Origin of the sequence: Morganella sp. HSTU-ASny43 (genome assembly GCF_022819185.1) — a bacterium.
Lineage (GTDB): Bacteria > Pseudomonadota > Gammaproteobacteria > Enterobacterales > Enterobacteriaceae > Morganella > Morganella morganii.
The window spans coordinates 1-16,943 of sequence record NZ_WSPG01000028.1 but is presented as its reverse complement, the minus strand read 5'-3'; the positions used below and the strand labels follow the sequence as shown (position 1 = coordinate 16,943).

At 47.7% G+C, this 16,943-nt stretch carries 29 protein-coding genes, 1 tRNA gene and 1 pseudogene; 22 read left to right on the top strand and 9 right to left on the bottom strand.

What is annotated here, in order from left to right:
• Positions 1-4: 4 nt before the first annotated feature.
• The 7 genes from GN208_RS14245 to GN208_RS14215 form a co-directional block, all read right to left on the bottom strand.
• Positions 5-265: an antitoxin gene (locus GN208_RS14245; protein ID WP_109882394.1), complete on the bottom strand. Its 261-nt coding sequence runs from the start codon at positions 263-265 to the stop codon at positions 5-7.
• A 2-nt stretch (positions 266-267) separates the two neighbouring features.
• On the bottom strand, positions 268-795 hold the full coding sequence (locus GN208_RS14240) for an HD family hydrolase (protein ID WP_243828462.1): 528 nt from the start codon (positions 793-795) through the stop codon (positions 268-270).
• A gap of 42 nt (positions 796-837) precedes the next feature.
• Positions 838-1,065 (bottom strand): hypothetical protein, encoded by a 228-nt coding sequence (locus GN208_RS14235; protein ID WP_243828461.1) that lies wholly within the window; start codon positions 1,063-1,065, stop codon positions 838-840.
• A 103-nt stretch (positions 1,066-1,168) separates the two neighbouring features.
• Complete coding sequence (locus tag GN208_RS14230; RefSeq protein ID WP_243828460.1) at positions 1,169-1,996, bottom strand: DUF2303 family protein; 828 nt, start codon at positions 1,994-1,996, stop codon at positions 1,169-1,171.
• 65 nt (positions 1,997-2,061) lie between these two features.
• Positions 2,062-2,424: a hypothetical protein gene (locus GN208_RS14225; RefSeq protein WP_243828459.1), complete on the bottom strand. Its 363-nt coding sequence runs from the start codon at positions 2,422-2,424 to the stop codon at positions 2,062-2,064.
• 222 nt (positions 2,425-2,646) lie between these two features.
• Positions 2,647-2,859, bottom strand: a complete 213-nt coding sequence (locus GN208_RS14220; protein ID WP_024475296.1) for a hypothetical protein — start codon at positions 2,857-2,859, stop codon at positions 2,647-2,649.
• Between the two features lie 100 nt (positions 2,860-2,959).
• Entirely contained in the window at positions 2,960-3,592 is a 633-nt protein-coding gene (locus GN208_RS14215) for a LexA family transcriptional regulator (RefSeq protein WP_024475295.1), read from the bottom strand.
• Positions 3,593-3,693: 101 nt separating this feature from the next.
• Here GN208_RS14215 and GN208_RS14210 point away from each other — a divergent pair, with 101 nt between their 5' ends.
• From GN208_RS14210 to GN208_RS14155, 12 genes are all read left to right on the top strand, one after another.
• Complete coding sequence (locus GN208_RS14210) at positions 3,694-3,906, top strand: Cro/CI family transcriptional regulator (protein WP_024475294.1); 213 nt, start codon at positions 3,694-3,696, stop codon at positions 3,904-3,906.
• A gap of 29 nt (positions 3,907-3,935) precedes the next feature.
• Positions 3,936-4,421, top strand: coding sequence for a YmfL family putative regulatory protein (locus GN208_RS14205; RefSeq protein ID WP_049246711.1), 486 nt, complete (start codon positions 3,936-3,938; stop codon positions 4,419-4,421).
• Positions 4,422-4,485: 64 nt separating this feature from the next.
• The gene (locus GN208_RS14200) at positions 4,486-4,677 is read left to right on the top strand and encodes a hypothetical protein (protein ID WP_243828458.1); all 192 of its coding nucleotides are present in this window, start codon (positions 4,486-4,488) and stop codon (positions 4,675-4,677) included.
• The gene (locus tag GN208_RS14195; protein WP_112544666.1) at positions 4,674-4,865 is read left to right on the top strand and encodes a DUF4222 domain-containing protein; all 192 of its coding nucleotides are present in this window, start codon (positions 4,674-4,676) and stop codon (positions 4,863-4,865) included. Before GN208_RS14200 ends, GN208_RS14195 begins: the two co-directional genes overlap by 4 nt.
• Positions 4,862-5,746: a helix-turn-helix domain-containing protein gene (locus GN208_RS14190; protein ID WP_243828457.1), complete on the top strand. Its 885-nt coding sequence runs from the start codon at positions 4,862-4,864 to the stop codon at positions 5,744-5,746. Before GN208_RS14195 ends, GN208_RS14190 begins: the two co-directional genes overlap by 4 nt.
• A gap of 2 nt (positions 5,747-5,748) precedes the next feature.
• The gene (locus tag GN208_RS14185) at positions 5,749-6,396 is read left to right on the top strand and encodes a phage N-6-adenine-methyltransferase (RefSeq protein ID WP_112544603.1); all 648 of its coding nucleotides are present in this window, start codon (positions 5,749-5,751) and stop codon (positions 6,394-6,396) included.
• Positions 6,396-6,836, top strand: a complete 441-nt coding sequence (locus GN208_RS14180; RefSeq protein ID WP_205764023.1) for a hypothetical protein — start codon at positions 6,396-6,398, stop codon at positions 6,834-6,836. Before GN208_RS14185 ends, GN208_RS14180 begins: the two co-directional genes overlap by 1 nt.
• Positions 6,837-6,906: 70 nt before the next feature.
• A complete protein-coding gene (locus tag GN208_RS14175) occupies positions 6,907-7,695 on the top strand; it encodes a KilA-N domain-containing protein (RefSeq protein WP_112544605.1) in 789 nt (262 codons plus the stop codon).
• Positions 7,695-8,711 (top strand): DUF968 domain-containing protein, encoded by a 1,017-nt coding sequence (locus tag GN208_RS14170; protein WP_163653200.1) that lies wholly within the window; start codon positions 7,695-7,697, stop codon positions 8,709-8,711. The genes GN208_RS14175 and GN208_RS14170 overlap by 1 nt, the downstream gene beginning before the upstream one ends.
• A gap of 30 nt (positions 8,712-8,741) precedes the next feature.
• A complete protein-coding gene (locus GN208_RS14165; RefSeq protein ID WP_163653202.1) occupies positions 8,742-9,419 on the top strand; it encodes a bacteriophage antitermination protein Q in 678 nt (225 codons plus the stop codon).
• A gap of 165 nt (positions 9,420-9,584) precedes the next feature.
• The gene (locus tag GN208_RS14160; protein ID WP_112544611.1) at positions 9,585-9,779 is read left to right on the top strand and encodes a hypothetical protein; all 195 of its coding nucleotides are present in this window, start codon (positions 9,585-9,587) and stop codon (positions 9,777-9,779) included.
• A 138-nt stretch (positions 9,780-9,917) separates the two neighbouring features.
• The gene (locus GN208_RS14155) at positions 9,918-10,973 is read left to right on the top strand and encodes a site-specific DNA-methyltransferase (protein WP_243828456.1); all 1,056 of its coding nucleotides are present in this window, start codon (positions 9,918-9,920) and stop codon (positions 10,971-10,973) included.
• A gap of 108 nt (positions 10,974-11,081) precedes the next feature.
• Here GN208_RS14155 and GN208_RS14150 read toward each other — a convergent pair whose 3' ends face one another.
• Positions 11,082-11,288 (bottom strand): thiamine biosynthesis protein ApbE, encoded by a 207-nt coding sequence (locus tag GN208_RS14150; protein WP_075204884.1) that lies wholly within the window; start codon positions 11,286-11,288, stop codon positions 11,082-11,084.
• A gap of 502 nt (positions 11,289-11,790) precedes the next feature.
• On the opposite strand from GN208_RS14150, the gene GN208_RS14145 reads away from it, so the two are divergent.
• Both GN208_RS14145 and GN208_RS14140 read left to right on the top strand, forming a co-directional pair.
• Positions 11,791-11,865 (top strand) — tRNA-Asn (locus tag GN208_RS14145).
• A 121-nt stretch (positions 11,866-11,986) separates the two neighbouring features.
• On the top strand, positions 11,987-12,556 hold the full coding sequence (locus GN208_RS14140) for a YdfR family protein (RefSeq protein ID WP_243828455.1): 570 nt from the start codon (positions 11,987-11,989) through the stop codon (positions 12,554-12,556).
• A 153-nt stretch (positions 12,557-12,709) separates the two neighbouring features.
• Here the strand turns inward: GN208_RS14140 and GN208_RS14135 are convergent, their stop codons facing one another.
• Positions 12,710-13,264, bottom strand: coding sequence for a hypothetical protein (locus GN208_RS14135; RefSeq protein ID WP_049246077.1), 555 nt, complete (start codon positions 13,262-13,264; stop codon positions 12,710-12,712).
• A 20-nt stretch (positions 13,265-13,284) separates the two neighbouring features.
• Here GN208_RS14135 and GN208_RS14130 point away from each other — a divergent pair, with 20 nt between their 5' ends.
• The 8 genes and pseudogenes from GN208_RS14130 to GN208_RS14095 form a co-directional block, all read left to right on the top strand.
• Entirely contained in the window at positions 13,285-13,596 is a 312-nt protein-coding gene (locus GN208_RS14130; RefSeq protein WP_243828454.1) for a hypothetical protein, read from the top strand.
• Between the two features lie 239 nt (positions 13,597-13,835).
• Entirely contained in the window at positions 13,836-14,027 is a 192-nt protein-coding gene (locus tag GN208_RS14125) for a phage holin family protein (RefSeq protein ID WP_024474664.1), read from the top strand.
• Complete coding sequence (locus GN208_RS14120) at positions 14,020-14,496, top strand: lysozyme (protein ID WP_243828453.1); 477 nt, start codon at positions 14,020-14,022, stop codon at positions 14,494-14,496. Before GN208_RS14125 ends, GN208_RS14120 begins: the two co-directional genes overlap by 8 nt.
• Positions 14,478-14,636 carry a hypothetical protein gene (locus tag GN208_RS14115; protein ID WP_182106595.1) on the top strand — a complete coding sequence of 53 codons (159 nt, stop codon included), beginning with the start codon at positions 14,478-14,480 and terminating at the stop codon, positions 14,634-14,636. Before GN208_RS14120 ends, GN208_RS14115 begins: the two co-directional genes overlap by 19 nt.
• Entirely contained in the window at positions 14,633-15,010 is a 378-nt protein-coding gene (locus GN208_RS14110) for a hypothetical protein (RefSeq protein WP_214232151.1), read from the top strand. The genes GN208_RS14115 and GN208_RS14110 overlap by 4 nt, the downstream gene beginning before the upstream one ends.
• A 489-nt stretch (positions 15,011-15,499) precedes the next feature.
• Complete coding sequence (locus tag GN208_RS14105; protein WP_204962348.1) at positions 15,500-15,853, top strand: HNH endonuclease signature motif containing protein; 354 nt, start codon at positions 15,500-15,502, stop codon at positions 15,851-15,853.
• 146 nt (positions 15,854-15,999) lie between these two features.
• Positions 16,000-16,470 carry a phage terminase small subunit P27 family gene (locus GN208_RS14100; protein ID WP_111759631.1) on the top strand — a complete coding sequence of 157 codons (471 nt, stop codon included), beginning with the start codon at positions 16,000-16,002 and terminating at the stop codon, positions 16,468-16,470.
• Positions 16,471-16,473: 3 nt separating this feature from the next.
• A pseudogene (locus tag GN208_RS14095) lies at positions 16,474-16,943 on the top strand (terminase large subunit); the annotation flags it as partial.

The following is a 16,943-nucleotide window of genomic DNA, read 5'->3' as shown; positions in this document are numbered from 1 at the left end:
CTATTTAACACAGGCCCAGTTGATCTTCGATTTTCCGTAATGTATCCGGATCGGTATCAATTGGTTTAGCCATCCAGTCGACCGAAACGAGTCGTCCATTAACCAAAACGCCGATATTGAAATCATCTGATTCCCGCTGTTTCCATCCATTTTTAATGGCATCATTTCGATTATCAAAGCGCTCATAGTCGGTGTAATATTCGATGCCGCTACCCTGGGCATTGCAGTACGCCTGAGCGCAGATATAAATGTATTCAGTTTTCATCTTTATGCCCCGAGTGTGAGAGCTTCAAACCGCGCCATAAACTGGTGATATGCCTGCGGCGGTGTCAGTGGCTGGATGATGATGTCATCATGTGGCGGAGCTGAATCCAGTATCGGCCAGTGGTTGACGGGGTCTATTTCAAAGTCCCGCTTTTCGGTTGCCAGCATGACCAGATCGGCATAGTGAACATCAACGGTCATTATCGGCGGCAGGCCGAACTTCTCACGGATAACCGCTTCAATGCGTTTTTCCACGGCCTTGTAGTCTGGTAGCATGGCTTTCAGCGGTGAGGGGATATCTTTGATATACGCCTCAGCAGCATCGTGCAGCAGGGCTTCCAGTGCATATTCCGGCGGTACAATCTGGCTGACATATACAGAGTGCTGAGCCACGGAATAGAAACTCTCCAGTTGCCCGGCAAACCGGCATTCATTCGACAGGCCGCGCGCGATATCTTCGATACATATCTGATCCGGAGTGATATTGGTGAAATCAATATGTTTCCCGGTACTGGTTGCTATATATGACATTTATCTCTCCACACAATTTAGATAATAAAAAGCCGTTATTTTTTAGTGTATATTTCTTTTTGCCATAGTATCTTGTGCGGCTTTTGTTATTGCATTCGCCGTTACTTCTTTGCCGGAAATATATTCACTAACTCTTTCTAAGAAATATTTTGTGAGCGGTTGATCTTCATTGACATGAAATTCTCTCTGCACATCTATATTAATGGCTGGTGGCTTACCTAATGTCACGGTAACACTAATTTTAATTTTTGTTTTTTCTTGTTCAGACATGATGTATATCCTCTTTGGAATAAAGATTATATAATTTATTAAATTAATTTATTCTCTGGTACAGGCGGAAAAATGCCGCCGGTTAAAGCGGCATAAAATATAATTATGCTCTGAAAGTACCGATATATGTCTGGATTTCAGTTTCTTCGAATTTATCAGCCAGCAGATCACGGAATTCCTGGGCAATTTGTTCTTCCAGTTTTTCCAGCTGAACAATACGCAGTACCAACACAGGTACATCTCCCCCGGTCAGAACGCTGTAACGCAGTTTTATCGTACGTTCAGACAGTTCATCGTATGGTGTGCAGGTAAACTGAAATACAGCAGGCATGATGTCACGGCTTTTTGCTTCCACGCTTTCCATTACGGAGCGGCTGGCACCAAAATCACGGTCCTCATGATCTGCGGAGCGGCTTGCTTCAATGGTGATTTTGCGCACAGCATTGATTGCCTGCTTAATATCAATAACATTACCGTCTGCATCAAATGCCATCAGGTTATCGCGCCAGTCTTCCAGCCATTCCGCCAGTTCTTTCTGACCCTGACGGCGGTCGTTAACATTCAGCAGTGATGCAAAAGGTGATGTCTTTTTCAGTGATACAGTGGCTGTATTATCTGCATGCCCCGGATCACCGATGGTACCGATATTAAAGATAGTTTTTGCCGCCATTTCATCAGCATCAATAAAACAGCTGACACCATCCTCAATACCGTGTTGTAGGGAATATTTCACAAAATCAGCGATACTGGTTGTATCCATTGCGCCACGGAAGCGATAGCGACCTTCCTGTAAGTGTTCCAGACTTTTAACATTGAAATCACCCGGTAAAATCACAGCAGGGCAGAGGGATTTTTCTACAGCATCCAGACTTAAGGCAGCAACAGCCATATTCTTAATCTGAGAAATAGCAGTTCCGTCTAAATTAGACATAAAAAGACTCCTGTTTAATTAAAAACATAAAAAGTAAATGGAATGGTTTATTTAAAAAAAGGAAATTACTTAACGGCTTTTAATTTCCCGTCGACACTTCCGTCAATACCAAATAATTGCCCCTGGTCTTCCGGAAGAATAGTCAGTTTCCCACCTTTACCAACCCACATTGGTGTTTCGGTTGTGTCCTCTTCGGATTTTTTACCGCGCTTAGTGGGTGTCACAAACTTTAATTTGTGAGAAACCTTTAAGCGGTCTTCATCAGCCTGAGTAAATTTCAGGATGATATGAACTTCCCCGGTACCACCATTTTTATTGGTGCCGAAAGCAACATCGTTTAGTGCAGCAGAAAGTTTGTTTTCAAATACACCGGCGTCTAACTCGGAGAGAAAGTCCGGTACACTGGTCATGCGGTTATTCTCGTTCATTGCGTTTTTCCTTTCGTTGTCTCTTCACACAAAGATAAGTCCACCGGCGGTCAGGCAAGGTATCTATCCGGCAGGACGATTTACGCCGGTGGACTTATGTTTGTAAAAAAAATGGCGGCCGGCTGGTGGACTGCACCGTGTTATGCACGGCCGCTAATGATGCTGCATGGTTATTGTTGTGGGGTCGTTTACTCTTCACACAGTTATTCAGATACGCAGCCGTTACTGCGGTTGTACTGTTAAAGTACAGCGCTCTTCCCACTTTATGATATCTTCATCGAGTCGACTGATAGTGCGTTCGTGGTCGCGGATCTCTCTGTCACGTTCTGCACGCAGAGATTCCAGCTTTTGAAGTGCCTGGGCTTTTTCGGTGATCCACGCGGCAACATCGTCTACTGACATGTTGTTAGTGGTGATGATTGGTTCGGTTTGCATTAGATTCTCTCCTAATCTTCATTAGGTTTTAGTCTAAGATATCTTCGCTTGTAGGTCAACGCAAATCTTATTAAAATTAGATTTGCGTGATTAAGACAAATTAGAGTTCGTATTGTACACCACGGACAACCCCAATGATTAGGCAGTTTCCGTTAATGGAAATGTTTGGGTAGCGGGGGTTTAGGGGGGATAGAAATTTACTCGGGCCATCTATTACTAGTTTTTTTATCGTCACTTCGCTTGTTCCATCAAGGCGGGCTACGACAATTTTCCCGTTAACGACTTCCGCCTCTGGGTCTACAATTACCTTTGCTCCCTCCGGTATGGATGGTGAACCGGAAGGGTTTGTCATAGAATCACCTTTTACAATAAGGGCAAAACTTGATGGTGATGTTTTTATTGATGTCTCAAGGTATTCAAGTGCGTCATTATATATATCTTCAGGAATACTTTCAGTAAATAATCCAGCCTGCACGTATGATATTACAGGGATTTTTCGCATTGTTGTTATGACATTTTCAGCATGCTTTGACGGTATTCCGTACAAAATATACGGTTCTGTTGTGTTAAAAAATTGCGCTAACTTAATTAGTGCATCACCGCTTGGTTGATTTAAATCCCTCTCCCAAAAGCCGACCGCTACGCCTGATACACCACAGAACTTGCCGAGCTCAACCTGTGTTGTTTTCGTTGTATTCCTTAGTCTCTTTATTCTACTTCCTACAGTCTCCATCCTAACCTCACTTAGACAATACATAACCTATCTTATTTTTTATTGATAAAAGATAACTAATACCATAACATCTAACTTTACTAATACCTAAGGGGATGCCAATGACTACAAGCGAGATCGAAAAGCATTTTGGTAGTGCTGGAAAAGTGGCTGATTTTTTTGGGATAACCCCAGAAGCGTTTTACCAATGGAAGAAACGTCCGGGTGGGTTAATTCCAAAAAGCAGAGCCTTCGAGGCAGCCTGCCGAACTGACGGAAAACTCAAGTACAACCCTGAACTTTATCAGCATAGCAGCACAGAAAAGCACGGTTAACTACAACCCAACCTGAAAGCGAGTAGGCAATGAAGAACAAATTACCGAAAGAAATTCCAATTGTGGATCTTAAGCAACGGGTTTCTGACTTTGTGGAAAGTTACCCAGGCGGTCATGAAGCCCTGGCGGCCATTCTGAATATCAGATTACCCGCGTTCCGTAATCGCTTTAACGAAAAAAACGGTACCGGTTATTTCACGCTGGGTCAGCTGGAAACACTGGAGGATCTGTCAGAAGAGAAATTTTTAGCTGATTACTTCAATGAGCGTATAGGCCGTGTTTCATACCAAAAGCCGGATGCCGGGGCACTGGACAGTGTTGAGCTGCATGACCTGCGTATGAGGGTAGACCAAAGAAAGGCCGCTCTGAGCATGTGTATCGGGGAATCAATTTCGAATGACGGGTATATCGATGAAAAAGAAGCTATTGAGATTATCAGGAAACATAACCGGTGCATTGCCGCAGAAACTGAATACAGGCATTCGCTTATCGAAATTTACCGGAAGAAAGGGTGAAGCCGAAGGTATACGGCCTCCGGCTTCGGTCGCGCTATATCAATTTGTGTGAAGAGATAAACGCATGAGCAGATTAACTCATTTGGCAGGCTTTGCGCAACTCCGCGTTGCTCCTGTGAAGGGTGGTAAAGACCCTGCCGCATTTGTTTATACGGTAAGAGTACCGGAAGGTTTCTCAGAAACAAACTACCAGTTTGTGAAGTGGGCGGTAGGTGATTTTAACCGCATGGGTAAGACAGCAGGAGCCGTGGTATGAAAGAAACAGCTGACAATCTTGATCGGTATTACACCGACAGCCGCGGGCGGAAAGTTCACGTTATCCGGTACGACCGGGAGAACAGCCGGGTGATTTTCATGCGTGACGGTTATGAGCACCCGTGCTTTGAACCGCTGAAAATCTTTCAGGAACGGTATGCACGCTGTCCGGATGAGGTGAAACCATGAGCATGATTTTAACTGCACGGGCTTTGCAGATAAAAACAGGCAACCCGCTGCGAAAACTGGTACTGGTCAAACTGGCGGACAATGCCAACGACCAGGGGGAATCATGGCCGTCTGTGCCGTACATTGCTGAGCAGTGTGAAATATCTGAACGCTCAGTGCAGAACCACATCAATGCCCTGGTGAAAATGGGGCTGGTTCGTGTTGAGTCACGAAAATCGGCCAACGGTCTGAACCAGTCAAATATTTATCATCTGTGCCTGGATGTTACCGCTGTGAGTGGTGAATCTCCTGCACCCTGTGGTGCAAATCCTGCGGGGGTGAGTGGTGCAAATGGTTCCCGGGCTGGTGCAGCAGATGCACCGGGTGGTGCAAATGGTTCCGGTAGTGGTGCAGGAGCTGCACCCGGAATCAGTCATGATCCAGTCATAGATCCAGATAATAAAAATATTAATCCTGTTCGCGGAAAAGCCAAAAGCAAAACCGTGATGCCGGAAAACTTTGCACCGACACCAGAACACATTGAGCAGGCCAAAGCCGCCGGTCTGGACATTCAGGATGAGTTTCAGAAGTTCAGCGATTACCACGCCAGCAAGGGTACGCAGTATGTCTGCTGGAACTCCGGTTTCAGATATTGGCTGAATACGGCCGCCGGATTTAAACGCTCTGCGGACTCAAAGAACATCGACACCACCGAGTGCGATGAAGTCTTCAGAAAAATGTTCTCATCCTCCGACTGGAAGCCAGAAAACCGCGTACAGGAGCTGGTCGCAAAACACAAATCCTACATTGGGCGGATGAATGAAATTGCCGGACGAGCAGCATTTCGCGGGTACTGGAAACAGGCCACAGAGCAGGCCGCCAAAGAACGGGAGGCTGCGTGAACATGTGCTCAGATTACGTCATTGAACTGGAAGAACTGCGTAATAAACCTGCCCACATGCTGAAAGAGGTCGGCGATCAGTGGCGGACGCCTGATACGCTGTATTGGGGGCTCAATGCGAAGTTCGGCCCGTTTACCCTCGACCTGTTTACTGACGGTAAGAACAGCAAATGCCCGAACTATTACACCGCCGAAGATAACGCACTGACACAGGACTGGTCAGAAAAGTTGAAAGAGCTGGGCGGTGCAGCATATGGCAACCCGCCATATTCCCGCAGTAGTTATCACGATAAACAGGCCGTAACCGGTGTTCGTAACATTATGGAATATGCTCAGGCTATGCGTGAGAAAGGTGGCCGGTATGTTTTCCTGCTGAAAGCGGCGACGAGTGAAACATGGTGGCCCGAATATGCAGATCACGTTGCATTCATCCGTGGCCGTATCGGGTTTGATTTACCGGACTGGTTTGTACCGGCGAATGAAAAACAAAAACCGTCAGGTGCTTTCTTTGCCGGTGCGGTTGTCATTCTGGATAAGGACTGGCGGGGAGAAAAAATCAGTTATATCAGCCGCGATGAATTGATCACCATCGGCGAACTGTTTATGCGGCAGGCACGCTGGCTGGTGGCGAAAACAGGGGAGGCCGCGTGATGATGCTTTATACCCGAATTGCGGAGGATATACCGGCTGGTACGGAGCTCAGTATTCCGGACATCATGGAAAAATACGGAGTCTCTTACACAAAAACCCAGTCGGCGACGCGTGTATTAGAAAAAATTAATGCTGTTGATGTGATTCACCGCAGAAAAGGCAGCCAGACCATATTCAGAGTGGTGCCGGATGCGCCGGTATTAGCCAGAAACTATGAAAGCAAAGTATCAGCGAAGCGGGACACTTTCAAAAAAAAGAAGAATCCATTCGGAAGAAATAAACCCTGCGGGCAGGATGTGGCCGAGCGGGAATTTGTATCTAACTATAACCGGTTGTTTTCGGTATTAGCGGCAAAGCGCAGAGAGTTGCAGAGTAGTGCGAGAACAGATCTGTTTTTTGCCGGGAACAAAATCGCGCAGCTTAACGGGGAAGTGGGGTAAATCCGAGGAGACTTGCCCCCTATGTGAAACGCGCAGTATACGGCTGCGCTTAAAGTGTGGAGAGATAACGATGAGCAATCTGATTATTGTCGAGGGTATTAATGTGCGCCGGGATATGGCTGGTCGCTATTGCCTGAATGACCTGCACCGGGCCGCTGGTGGAGAGGAAAGACATAAACCGCCTTATTGGCTGAGAAATGCACAGACAGAGCAACTTATTGCCGAGTTGCAAATCTGCGACTCGGGTACACAGCCGGTAAATGTGTTGCGTGGTGGTACTGAACAGGGCACCTACGTGTGTAAAGAACTGGTTTATGCCTATGCAATGTGGATCAGCCCTTCTTTCAATCTGAAGGTTATCCGCACGTTCGATGCTGTGGCCGGAACACAGCAGGCGATACTGTTGGCTGACAAAGTGCAGGCTGGCACTATCCTGCTTGAATCTATGACGAAAACATTGAACCTGTCGAATTCCTCAAAACTGGGCGGGTATCAGAAACTGCAAAAAATGGCTGGTCTTCCGGATCTGGCTCCCTCCTATGCAATTGATGCACCGGTGGGTGCGGTGGATGGATCCAGCAGACCGACAACATCCCTGACTACACTGTTGAAAAATCACAATGCCGCATTGTCTGCGACCAGAGCATACAAACGCCTTGCTGAGCTGGGGATTGTGGAGCAGAAAGCCCGGCCCGGATCCAGAGGTACACAGCGCCTGTTCTGGTCGATAACCACGCGTGGACTGGCATACGGTAAAAATATGACATCCCCGGCGAATCCCCGGGAAACGCAGCCGCACTTCTTTGAAAGCAAGTCAGCTGAGCTTCTGGCACTGATGATGACTCCGGCGGTGGCCTGATGAATTACCTGTTAACCGGCTTTGTTCAGAAAGATGCCAGGATCCTGATGTTTAATCCCGGTGCTGAGATTTGTAACTTCCGGAACGGTGCCCGTTATGTTGTCAGTGCGGCTCCCCGTTCAATGGATGGCATTCCGTCCGGCCGCGTTCCGGCAGATGCACATCCGCTGCTGACAGATGAGCGGGTACTGCGTTTCCTGGACAATCCTGCCGTGGTAAAAGCTGCCGGTGGTTTACAGGGGGTTCGTCATTACGTTTCATCGGTAAGTCATTGCCAGATTGGCGATGAAGCAGATCCGTATCATCACCACGAACTGACCATGACACGCCATAAAGACGGTTTTATCAGGACGTGCTGGCATCATGACAACATCTTCCGGGAGGGGAATATCCACCAGCAGCAGGCGGATGAAATACTGTTGCGTAACCAACGGGCATTTGTGGCGCAGAGCATATTTATTGATCTGCGGCTGCCGGTCGGCCATCTTCTGAATCCTTCCGATTTGTTCACGTGGTCTGTGATGCGCCGCGTCAGTGATTATCTTCCGGCCTTTATCAGTTCTTACATCCTGATGCAGCCACCGGAAGAAGAAATAACCGGCACCATGACGGAGCATTCCATTGTTCACCGGACACGCTCACACCACCGGATTGTTCAGGACATCGTAGAGCAGATAAAGCCGGTCGTTGTTCCTGAGATAGAGCCGGAGCCTCCTGCCAGTTTTATGCGGATCCCGAAGTTAAAACGCTGGGAGTGTCAGAAATACCTCTTATGGGTGAAAAGCCAGCCATGTTGTGTGTGTGGGCAGCAGGCGGATGACCCGCATCACATTATCGGCCACGGCACCGGTGGTACCGGTACAAAAGCACACGACATTTTTACCATCCCACTGTGTCGGGTTCACCACGACGAGTTACACCGGGATCCGGCAGCATGGGAAGCAAAGCACGGCAGCCAACTGGAGTTGTTATTTAAGTTTATGAACCGGTCATACGGGATCGGCGTTTTTGGTTAATGCGCTGTACGGAGCGCGGAGAGATAAACGATGATTGAGCACGATTTGCAGTACCTGCGGGATATAGCGACTATCGCAATGACCGATCACAGCTGCCGAACCAAAGGTCAGCTTGAAGCATTTGAGGGATTTGTATTGGGAAACACAACTCGCTACCCACGAAGAAAGCCCCGTGATATTACCGTGAATGGCAGAAAGATTAGCCGTGAAACCGAGGCTGTATCCTGCTGGTCAACACACTGTTCCGTGTTACCGATGCCACCTATTGACCGGGTGGACTATCGGAACTGCTCCTGGCGTCGGGCAATTATGAAGCTGGAAGCAGCAGAACAGTCCTGGCTGTTGTATTGCTACGGTAAGGAGCTGAAGTTCTCACACCAGACCACTATTACCGCCTATGTATGGGGCGAAATGCAGGATAGGATTAAAGGGAATCGGGTATCGAAGAAAGTGAAAGAGCGACTCAGGGCGTTGGTATGGTTGGCCGTACAGGACTATACCCTGAACAAAGACGGATATTACTATCAGTCTGAACTGGCTGAATTGGTGGGGGTGGCTCCTGATAACTGGTGCAGAAACTATAAGGTTCATTGGCAGGAATTGCTGTTGATTTGTAAGACTCTGGACTGTGGGGCATTGCGCAAAATGAGAAACAACCGGCTGGAAATACGGCGCAAAAATGTAGTTGGAACTTGCAAAAGTCAATAATTTGAGCCATATTTAATGCTAATTTGATATGTTGTCATAATTGTATATAAACCTCGCGAATGCGGGGTTTTTTATTGCCTGAAATAAACATAAGACTTGCTGTTACGTTTGGTCAGAGTTACATGTGTATTTATGAACAATAACTGACCAAAGGTATAAAATACTATGTTAAAACAGAGTGATATGACAACAGCAGCGGCTTGCTTTTTTGAGGTGTTACCGGACGGGGTTTTTTCTGTCAGCGATGCGGCTGCCTTGTCAGGGCTTTCCCTGCCGCGTTGCCAACTTCTTCTTACTCAGTTCAGCCTTGCCGGTCTTTTGAAAGACTGTGGCAACGGTGAACGACTCAAACGACTTTAAACTGTGAAATGGGCGGCTGGTGGGTGTTGGTAGCACCTTCCCAGCCATTCACCCGTTTGTGTGATCACGGATAAACCAAGGCCCACTGCTTGTGTGCACAAAGCAAAGGGAGCTTAACAAAAAAGGTTACCCGGATCTATGAAAAACACTGTTAATTTAAACAGTATTAATTTGGTCAACGACGACTCACTCAGCTACATCAAAACCCTTCCGGACAATTGTATTGATTTAATCGCCACTGACCCGCCGTATTTTCAGGTAAAAACATGTGCCTGGGATAACCAGTGGCCGGATGTTTCTGCTTACCTGTCATGGCTGGACGAAATGTTGGCTGAGTTCTGGCGGGTACTGAAACCAAACGGCAGCCTGTACCTGTTTTGTGGTTCACGTCTGGCCTCAGATACAGAAATACTGTTACGGGAGAGGTTCAGCGTTCTCAGCCATATCATATGGGCGAAGCCTTCCGGCCCGTGGCGGCGGCAAAACAAAGAAAGCCTGCGTTGTTTTTTCCCGTCTACTGAGCGGATCCTGTTTGCAGAGCATTATCAGGGACCGGTAAAAGGAAAAGGCAGTGAGTACCACCAGCGGCGGGATGAACTGAAGAAAAATGTGTTTACCCCGCTGATTGAGTATTTCCGGCAGGCGCGTGATGCATTGGGTATCACGGCAAAAGAAATTGACCAGGCAACCGGCAAGCAGATGTCTTCACACTGGTTCGGGTACAGTCAGTGGCAGTTACCGAATGAAGCGGATTACCGGAAATTACAGGTGCTTTTTCAGCGGGCAGCTGCAGAGTGTCAGCGAAATAACCCTTTATGCCGTGAACATGATGATCTGGTCAGTGAGCAACACACACTCAGGCGCGAATATCACGAACTGGCAGATCAGTATCAGTTGCTACGCCGTTACTTCACGGTATCAGTTGATGTGCCTTATACCGATGTGTGGACATTCCCGCCGGTTCAGTATTACCCCGGAAAGCACCCCTGTGAAAAACCAGCCGCAATGATGGAGCACATCATAAAAGCCAGCAGCCGTGAAGGTGACCTGGTAGCCGATTTCTTTATGGGATCCGGGGCGACACTGAAAGCCGCACTGAAGCACAATCGCCGCGTTCTGGGTGTGGAGATGGAAGCGGAACGGTTTGAACAGACTAAGGCAGAAATAACTCAACTCTCCGGAATTTCCGGATAGTTCACATGTTCGGTTATTCCGAACAACTGATTATTATGCTGTAGAGGTTTGGTGTGGACGCGTAGTCAGGTTAAATAATCAGTGGTTTTTATGTCTATGATAAATAAGTTAAATGGCTTTGTTTATTGATTTTTCTATAGCTCTGCATTCAGGGCTGTTTCCATCTACCTGGTCTATTTTTCCTGGCTGGTTCCCTTCCGGAGTATCCATTTTTATTACGCATGCATCCTGACCGGTTTGGTGTTTGATTTTTGGTGAGCATCCTGCAGCTAAAAGAAAAGGTACGATAATTAATAATGTTCCAGCCTTATACATGTTAGTTAACCCTATATTGCAAAGTATCAGAGCCTGATGCTATCAGAGTAAAAGGGTGAAATAAAAAATATTTCATAAATTTCAAGGGTCACCATGTGCGGCTTTCGGTCCCTATGTATCTGCACTCAAGACATTAGCGTTCAAAGGGTTAACTTTTATTGTTGAAATGAAGACACGGATTCAGTATCCTGGGAAAAAATGAATTCATGATTTTGGGAATGCGGAGGCGGCCCCCAAATGCGATACCGCCTAGTTGGTAACTTCGTCGGTTGACTGGGACTCCAACCATATCGGCTGAGAGGTCGATATAATTTGCTTAGGATTAAGGATTTCGGTGGGTCACCCCATAGTTATCTTTAATAAAACAGAGCCCTCTCCGGAGGGCTTTTTCATATCTGCAACTTGTAAGAGTTACTTACAGATTCAACTCTCCGGAATTTCCGGATAGTTCGATTTGTTTCTTTGGTGCCCTCGCCGATGAGGGGGCCAGATTTATATCTACGGGTCAGTCGTATAAAGGTTATTACGGAAGGCTGTTAACCTTCTTATCGTGGTTCGATTCCACGCTGTCCCGCCAAATTCCAAAGGTCGCCCTGTGCGGACTTTTTTCATATACGCCGCCACAGTATCAATCACCTCGTTATCACTTAACACAAGAGCTGTGTGCGGCTTTCTGATATCTGCAAAAAGGTATTGAGATGAAAAAATTAACAGTATCCATAGGCAGTTTGGGTAGCGCGGCTGCCGGTGATTATGTGAGCTTTAATATCTGGCAGGGCAAACGACTACTGGTCAGTGACAAGATTGCAGGTAAACATTCCGGTACATTCCATCGTGAGTATGATGTGGATTATACCCAGGGTGAGCCACTGCGCATCGAAAGCAACGCACCGGCTGGCTGTTCTGTCGGGGTGAATGTGACCCCATCTGATGATGTAGTGGCTGACACTGACGCTTCAGCTGTATTTAACGGTGTGCTGAGAATTAAGGATAACCAGATTTTCATACGTGAAACATTCATCGATACAGCATGGCTTAATGGCGTGACACCTAACTTTACTTTCGTGGCTCATAGTATTACCCCTGACTCTGATACAGTTACAGCATATGTTGATGTTAAAGATTCCATGTTACCGCTGATGAGTATATTTTCCCTGCAGGTAACGATGGAACGAAACGACGAACTGTCACTGGGACAGTATGAATCGGCGGCTATCCGGCAAGCTAAGGCCTTGATTACTGCTATCGCAAAAGAGGCGGCCTTGTGACCGCCGTTGTATCTGGGAAAAGACTGGCTGCCGAACAGGAAGTAGCCAGTCTTCAGGATCGAATTAGTGAGGTTATTCGTTCTTCATTTCGAAAGTTTCAATAGAAGAAAGTATTTCCAGGTAAGAGCCTGTCGTTTAAACAGGTGATTTGCATTACTCAGCGAATTTCAAGGCAACCCTTCGGAATAAAGAAAAATATGCTATGCATAATTTAACCATTACCGGAGTGTTTTGGTCTGACATCCTATATGTGAAAGAATCGTCATGATTATCAGGATGATACACTATTCCTTCTTCACTTAACTCAATTTCAATTTCCGCTGACTTAATAGAGTTGACCAAATCAATGATCTTGGCTGTTTTATCAGCTGGTATCTCAGCGTGAAGTAATTTGTGTGCAAATTGATTTCGAATCTGATTCAGTTCAAATAAAGCGTCATATGCTGCCCTGGGCATTCCAAGGCGCTGAGATAGTTTATTTTTATGTTCGAATGTCATTCTGAAACTGACGTCATCAGGGTTGTCTGGCTTATTTGCGAATAAGTCACACACATCAAGTCTTCCGGATATAAATGCTTCAAGGAAGCTTTCACAGGTCAGATGCAGTGTGAGTACCGAAATAAGAGGCGCCTCAGATCGGCATATGGTCACTATGGACTCTATAGTTTTATCAGAATCAAACAATCGGTCAAAAATATCAGTATTCATTTTTTCCTCGTGGACTTTTTATGAAAATTGAAAATGATGCATTGGTTATTCAGGATAAGACCAATAAAACAGTATGCGTGGTTGGTCGATTACCGGCAGTAGACAATATAACAGACAGCGCTCGGCATGGTGGTGATATAGATTTGAGCGCGTGTAAAAACAGTAATGATAAAACTGAAATCGGCGATACATGGTCACACCACGATCATCCTCTGCTTGATCTGTGGGATTCATTTAGCGAACAGCAAAAATCGGCCATAACGCAGGTGATTTTGTCATATCGTGCAGAACTGTTCGATCTGGAATGCCAGATAGACGAAAGCAACATATAAATAACAGTTCGGTCGCTCCGGCGGCCTTTTTTATTGCCCGCAACAACAAGAGCATTGGAATACGTCAGGCTCATTACCTAATCCGTATTCGGACACAGTGCTCTTCTTATTGCTTTCCCGCCGCTGGTGGGATTCCGAATAGTGCCGCAGCCACCTCACTTTAACCGTCTGTAACAATATAAACCGGTTGCGGCATTACCCTATCACTCAACATACGGAACACTCCGCAGGGGGTGGATATGCGCATGCCTGACAAATATTCCAGCCCTACAGCATACGCCTGGGGACTTATAACCTCTGCTTTTGGCGTTTTATCTCTGGACCAGTGGGCTATTGTTGCCGGGATCATCTGTACTGTCGGGACGTTCCTGGTGAACTGGTATTACAAACGGAAGGAATTCCAGTTGAAAGCAGGTGAACATCATGAATAAAGGCCTGGTAAAAAAAGCAATGGCGGCAGTGTGTGGCGGGGCAATAGCTGTTGCACTTGTACTGGTCCCGGTGTTTGAAGGCATGAGGTATAAGCCTTATCAGGATGTCGCCGGAGTATGGACAGTGTGTGCCGGGCATACAGGGCCGGATATTCAGCAGGATAAGATTTATACGCAGGCAGAATGTGATGCGCTGCTGGAAAATGATCTGGCTATCGTGGCGAAAGGGGTAGACCGACTTATCCGTGTTGATATTCCTGTCTATACCAGAGGGGCGATCTACTCATTTGTCTATAACACAGGTCTGGGCGCTTTTTCCCGGTCAACTCTGCTCAGAAAACTGAATGCTGGTGACAGAGCCGGAGCCTGTGGCGAAATGAAGCGCTGGGTTTTCGCAGGGGGTAAGCCGTGGAAAGGGTTGATGACACGTCGAGAAATAGAGGAGGTCGTATGCCACGGAACCCTTTAACACTGATCATCATTGCTATCATCCTGCTGACTACCGTTCTGCTGTCGATTTGTTATCTGTATTCACTCCCGAATCACTGTAAACCGCTGCCTGACAACCCGCTGGACGGAGTGATCCATTATGAGTGTGAAGTGCTATGAACTGGAAAGAGGCAGTAATTGCCGCGCTGTTTATTGTTGCCGCCTGGTGGGTATATGACACCTACCGGGATAACCAGCAGCTGAAGGTGAATAACACAACGTTGTCCGGACAACTGTCAGCACAGCGGACGATAAATACCATCACGCTTTCAGCCGTTGCCATCAGACACCGCGCCGCACTCGACAACATCAAAGCCAAAGAAACGGAGGGCACGGAGAATGTCAAAGTTAAAACCGTTATCAGAACGGAGTTTAAAGACAGTGAGTGCGCTGTTACTCCTGTTTCCCCTGGCATTGTTGGGAAGTTGCAGCAATACGAAAGAGACATTCGTGCCCGCGCCGGTGGTGCCGATCCCGCCACAACTGACGGCTGATTGTCCGCTGCCGGTTATTCCGGATGAACTGACATACGGCGGTGCAATCCTGTTGTTGGCCGATGCAATGAAGTCGATAGCGGGCTGTAATCACGATAAGCGGGCAATACGGGAGATTGAAGCGGAGAGGATAAAAAAATAGCCCGAAACCGATGGGGGTACGGGCTTAAATACTACGCTCAGGCAGGTACTCTTGGATATGTGATTAAATTACACTCTTTGAGCTAAACAAAAGATAAACAAGGCCTCGCTAAACAGCGGGGCTTTTTTATGCGCTGCGTTGTCGCAGTCTCCTTGTGTTAACTATGACCTGTTTATCTCATGCAGTGAGCGCACGGGGAGAATCAAAAACAACGAATCCACGGTGTGGTTACCGATACGGGCAGCAACGTCAGCTGCCGGAGCAGCAGGGCGTGACAGCCGGAGAGACGGCATGAACCAATCATAAAGCCTGTTCATAATGAGTCGGCTTTATAATCGGAGGATATGATGCCACCACGCATACCCCGCGCCTGCCGCAAACGTGGCTGCGCAAAGACAACCACAGACCGCAGCGGATACTGCGAAGAGCACCGCAATACTGGGTGGGAGAACCACCAGCAGGGTAAGAGCCGACACGAACGCGGATACGGTACCAAGTGGGATCGGTTGCGTGCTGTGGTGCTGAGCAGGGATAAGCACCTGTGCCAGCAATGCCTGCGTGAAGGACGGGCAACCGAAGCAAGGACAGTCGACCACATCACACCCAAGGCACATGGGGGAACCGATGCGGAAAGCAATCTGCAGAGTCTGTGCTGGCCCTGTCACTACAGCAAGACGGCAACAGAACGCAATCGCGGCTGACTGCTCATTATGTATGGGGGAGGGGGAGGTCAAATCCCTGCCGCCCCACGGCCAGAGGACCGCCGCCTTGCCTTTTTTCAGATCGCCGCAGGTTAGAAAACTTTTTTCCGGGTTCTCCGGAGGGGTATTAACAGGAGAAAACGATTATGCCGGGACCACCGAAAACCCCGTCACACCTGCGTTTGGTCAGGGGTAACCCATCAAAACGCCCGATCAATAAAAAAGAACCAAAACCGCCTTCAGGGGTACCCCCAACTCCGAAGCATTTTACCAGGCAGGGGAAATACTGGTTTAAGCGGATAGGTGAAGAACTCAATGCGATGGGTGTCATGAGTTCGATGGATGCCAAAGCGCTGGAGCTGCTGATCGAGGCATACACCGAATACCGGCAACACTGCGATACCCTGGACGAAGAAGGTTACACCTACACAACACAGAGTGATGGCGGCCCACTGATAAAAGCACACCCGGTGGCGGCAATGAAAGCTGATGCATGGAAACGGATCCGCGCGATGCTCTCCGAGTTCGGTATGACCCCGGCAGCCCGCCAGAAGGTAATCATTAACACACCAGCCGAAGAAGACCCTTTCGAGGCATTTCTGAAACAAAGAAAATGATGAATGGCAACCGTAGCAGACGGGATCCGGTACGCCGAGCAGGTGGTTGCCGGAGAAATAGTTACGGGCGAACTGATACGCCTGGCGTGTCAGCGGTTTCTTGATGATCTGGAATACGGCCCTGAGCGCGGTATTTATTTCATGGAGGAACGCGCCCGGCATATTCTGGATTTTTACCGGTTCGTCCCGCATGTCAAAGGGGCGCTGGCAGGTAAGCCGATAGAGCTGATGCCGTGGCATACCTTTATTCTGATTAATATTTTTGGTTTTGTGATCCCGCTGGTTGATGAACTCACCGGCGAGGCTCAGTACGACGATGATGGGGACCCGGTGCTGGTTCGCCGGTTCCGAACGGCCTATAACGAAGTTGCACGTAAAAACGCTAAATCCACCCTCTCATCCGGTATCGGTCTGTACATGACCGGCGCTGACGGTGAGGGTGGCGCCGAGGTTTACTCGGCGGCCACCACCCG

What these genes read in the sequence shown, in the direction of transcription:
- GN208_RS14245 (WP_109882394.1), bottom strand. Translation starts at nt 265, where the DNA reads ATGAAAACTGAATACATTTATATCTGCGCTCAGGCGTACTGCAATGCC.
- GN208_RS14240 (WP_243828462.1), bottom strand. Translation starts at nt 795, where the DNA reads ATGTCATATATAGCAACCAGTACCGGGAAACATATTGATTTCACCAAT.
- GN208_RS14235 (WP_243828461.1), bottom strand. Translation starts at nt 1,065, where the DNA reads ATGTCTGAACAAGAAAAAACAAAAATTAAAATTAGTGTTACCGTGACA.
- GN208_RS14230 (WP_243828460.1), bottom strand. Translation starts at nt 1,996, where the DNA reads ATGTCTAATTTAGACGGAACTGCTATTTCTCAGATTAAGAATATGGCT.
- GN208_RS14225 (WP_243828459.1), bottom strand. Translation starts at nt 2,424, where the DNA reads ATGAACGAGAATAACCGCATGACCAGTGTACCGGACTTTCTCTCCGAG.
- GN208_RS14220 (WP_024475296.1), bottom strand. Translation starts at nt 2,859, where the DNA reads ATGCAAACCGAACCAATCATCACCACTAACAACATGTCAGTAGACGAT.
- GN208_RS14215 (WP_024475295.1), bottom strand. Translation starts at nt 3,592, where the DNA reads ATGGAGACTGTAGGAAGTAGAATAAAGAGACTAAGGAATACAACGAAA.
- GN208_RS14210 (WP_024475294.1), top strand. Translation starts at nt 3,694, where the DNA reads ATGACTACAAGCGAGATCGAAAAGCATTTTGGTAGTGCTGGAAAAGTG.
- GN208_RS14205 (WP_049246711.1), top strand. Translation starts at nt 3,936, where the DNA reads ATGAAGAACAAATTACCGAAAGAAATTCCAATTGTGGATCTTAAGCAA.
- GN208_RS14200 (WP_243828458.1), top strand. Translation starts at nt 4,486, where the DNA reads ATGAGCAGATTAACTCATTTGGCAGGCTTTGCGCAACTCCGCGTTGCT.
- GN208_RS14195 (WP_112544666.1), top strand. Translation starts at nt 4,674, where the DNA reads ATGAAAGAAACAGCTGACAATCTTGATCGGTATTACACCGACAGCCGC.
- GN208_RS14190 (WP_243828457.1), top strand. Translation starts at nt 4,862, where the DNA reads ATGAGCATGATTTTAACTGCACGGGCTTTGCAGATAAAAACAGGCAAC.
- GN208_RS14185 (WP_112544603.1), top strand. Translation starts at nt 5,749, where the DNA reads ATGTGCTCAGATTACGTCATTGAACTGGAAGAACTGCGTAATAAACCT.
- GN208_RS14180 (WP_205764023.1), top strand. Translation starts at nt 6,396, where the DNA reads ATGATGCTTTATACCCGAATTGCGGAGGATATACCGGCTGGTACGGAG.
- GN208_RS14175 (WP_112544605.1), top strand. Translation starts at nt 6,907, where the DNA reads ATGAGCAATCTGATTATTGTCGAGGGTATTAATGTGCGCCGGGATATG.
- GN208_RS14170 (WP_163653200.1), top strand. Translation starts at nt 7,695, where the DNA reads ATGAATTACCTGTTAACCGGCTTTGTTCAGAAAGATGCCAGGATCCTG.
- GN208_RS14165 (WP_163653202.1), top strand. Translation starts at nt 8,742, where the DNA reads ATGATTGAGCACGATTTGCAGTACCTGCGGGATATAGCGACTATCGCA.
- GN208_RS14160 (WP_112544611.1), top strand. Translation starts at nt 9,585, where the DNA reads ATGTTAAAACAGAGTGATATGACAACAGCAGCGGCTTGCTTTTTTGAG.
- GN208_RS14155 (WP_243828456.1), top strand. Translation starts at nt 9,918, where the DNA reads ATGAAAAACACTGTTAATTTAAACAGTATTAATTTGGTCAACGACGAC.
- GN208_RS14150 (WP_075204884.1), bottom strand. Translation starts at nt 11,288, where the DNA reads ATGTATAAGGCTGGAACATTATTAATTATCGTACCTTTTCTTTTAGCT.
- GN208_RS14140 (WP_243828455.1), top strand. Translation starts at nt 11,987, where the DNA reads ATGAAAAAATTAACAGTATCCATAGGCAGTTTGGGTAGCGCGGCTGCC.
- GN208_RS14135 (WP_049246077.1), bottom strand. Translation starts at nt 13,264, where the DNA reads ATGAATACTGATATTTTTGACCGATTGTTTGATTCTGATAAAACTATA.
- GN208_RS14130 (WP_243828454.1), top strand. Translation starts at nt 13,285, where the DNA reads ATGAAAATTGAAAATGATGCATTGGTTATTCAGGATAAGACCAATAAA.
- GN208_RS14125 (WP_024474664.1), top strand. Translation starts at nt 13,836, where the DNA reads ATGCGCATGCCTGACAAATATTCCAGCCCTACAGCATACGCCTGGGGA.
- GN208_RS14120 (WP_243828453.1), top strand. Translation starts at nt 14,020, where the DNA reads ATGAATAAAGGCCTGGTAAAAAAAGCAATGGCGGCAGTGTGTGGCGGG.
- GN208_RS14115 (WP_182106595.1), top strand. Translation starts at nt 14,478, where the DNA reads ATGCCACGGAACCCTTTAACACTGATCATCATTGCTATCATCCTGCTG.
- GN208_RS14110 (WP_214232151.1), top strand. Translation starts at nt 14,633, where the DNA reads ATGAACTGGAAAGAGGCAGTAATTGCCGCGCTGTTTATTGTTGCCGCC.
- GN208_RS14105 (WP_204962348.1), top strand. Translation starts at nt 15,500, where the DNA reads ATGCCACCACGCATACCCCGCGCCTGCCGCAAACGTGGCTGCGCAAAG.
- GN208_RS14100 (WP_111759631.1), top strand. Translation starts at nt 16,000, where the DNA reads ATGCCGGGACCACCGAAAACCCCGTCACACCTGCGTTTGGTCAGGGGT.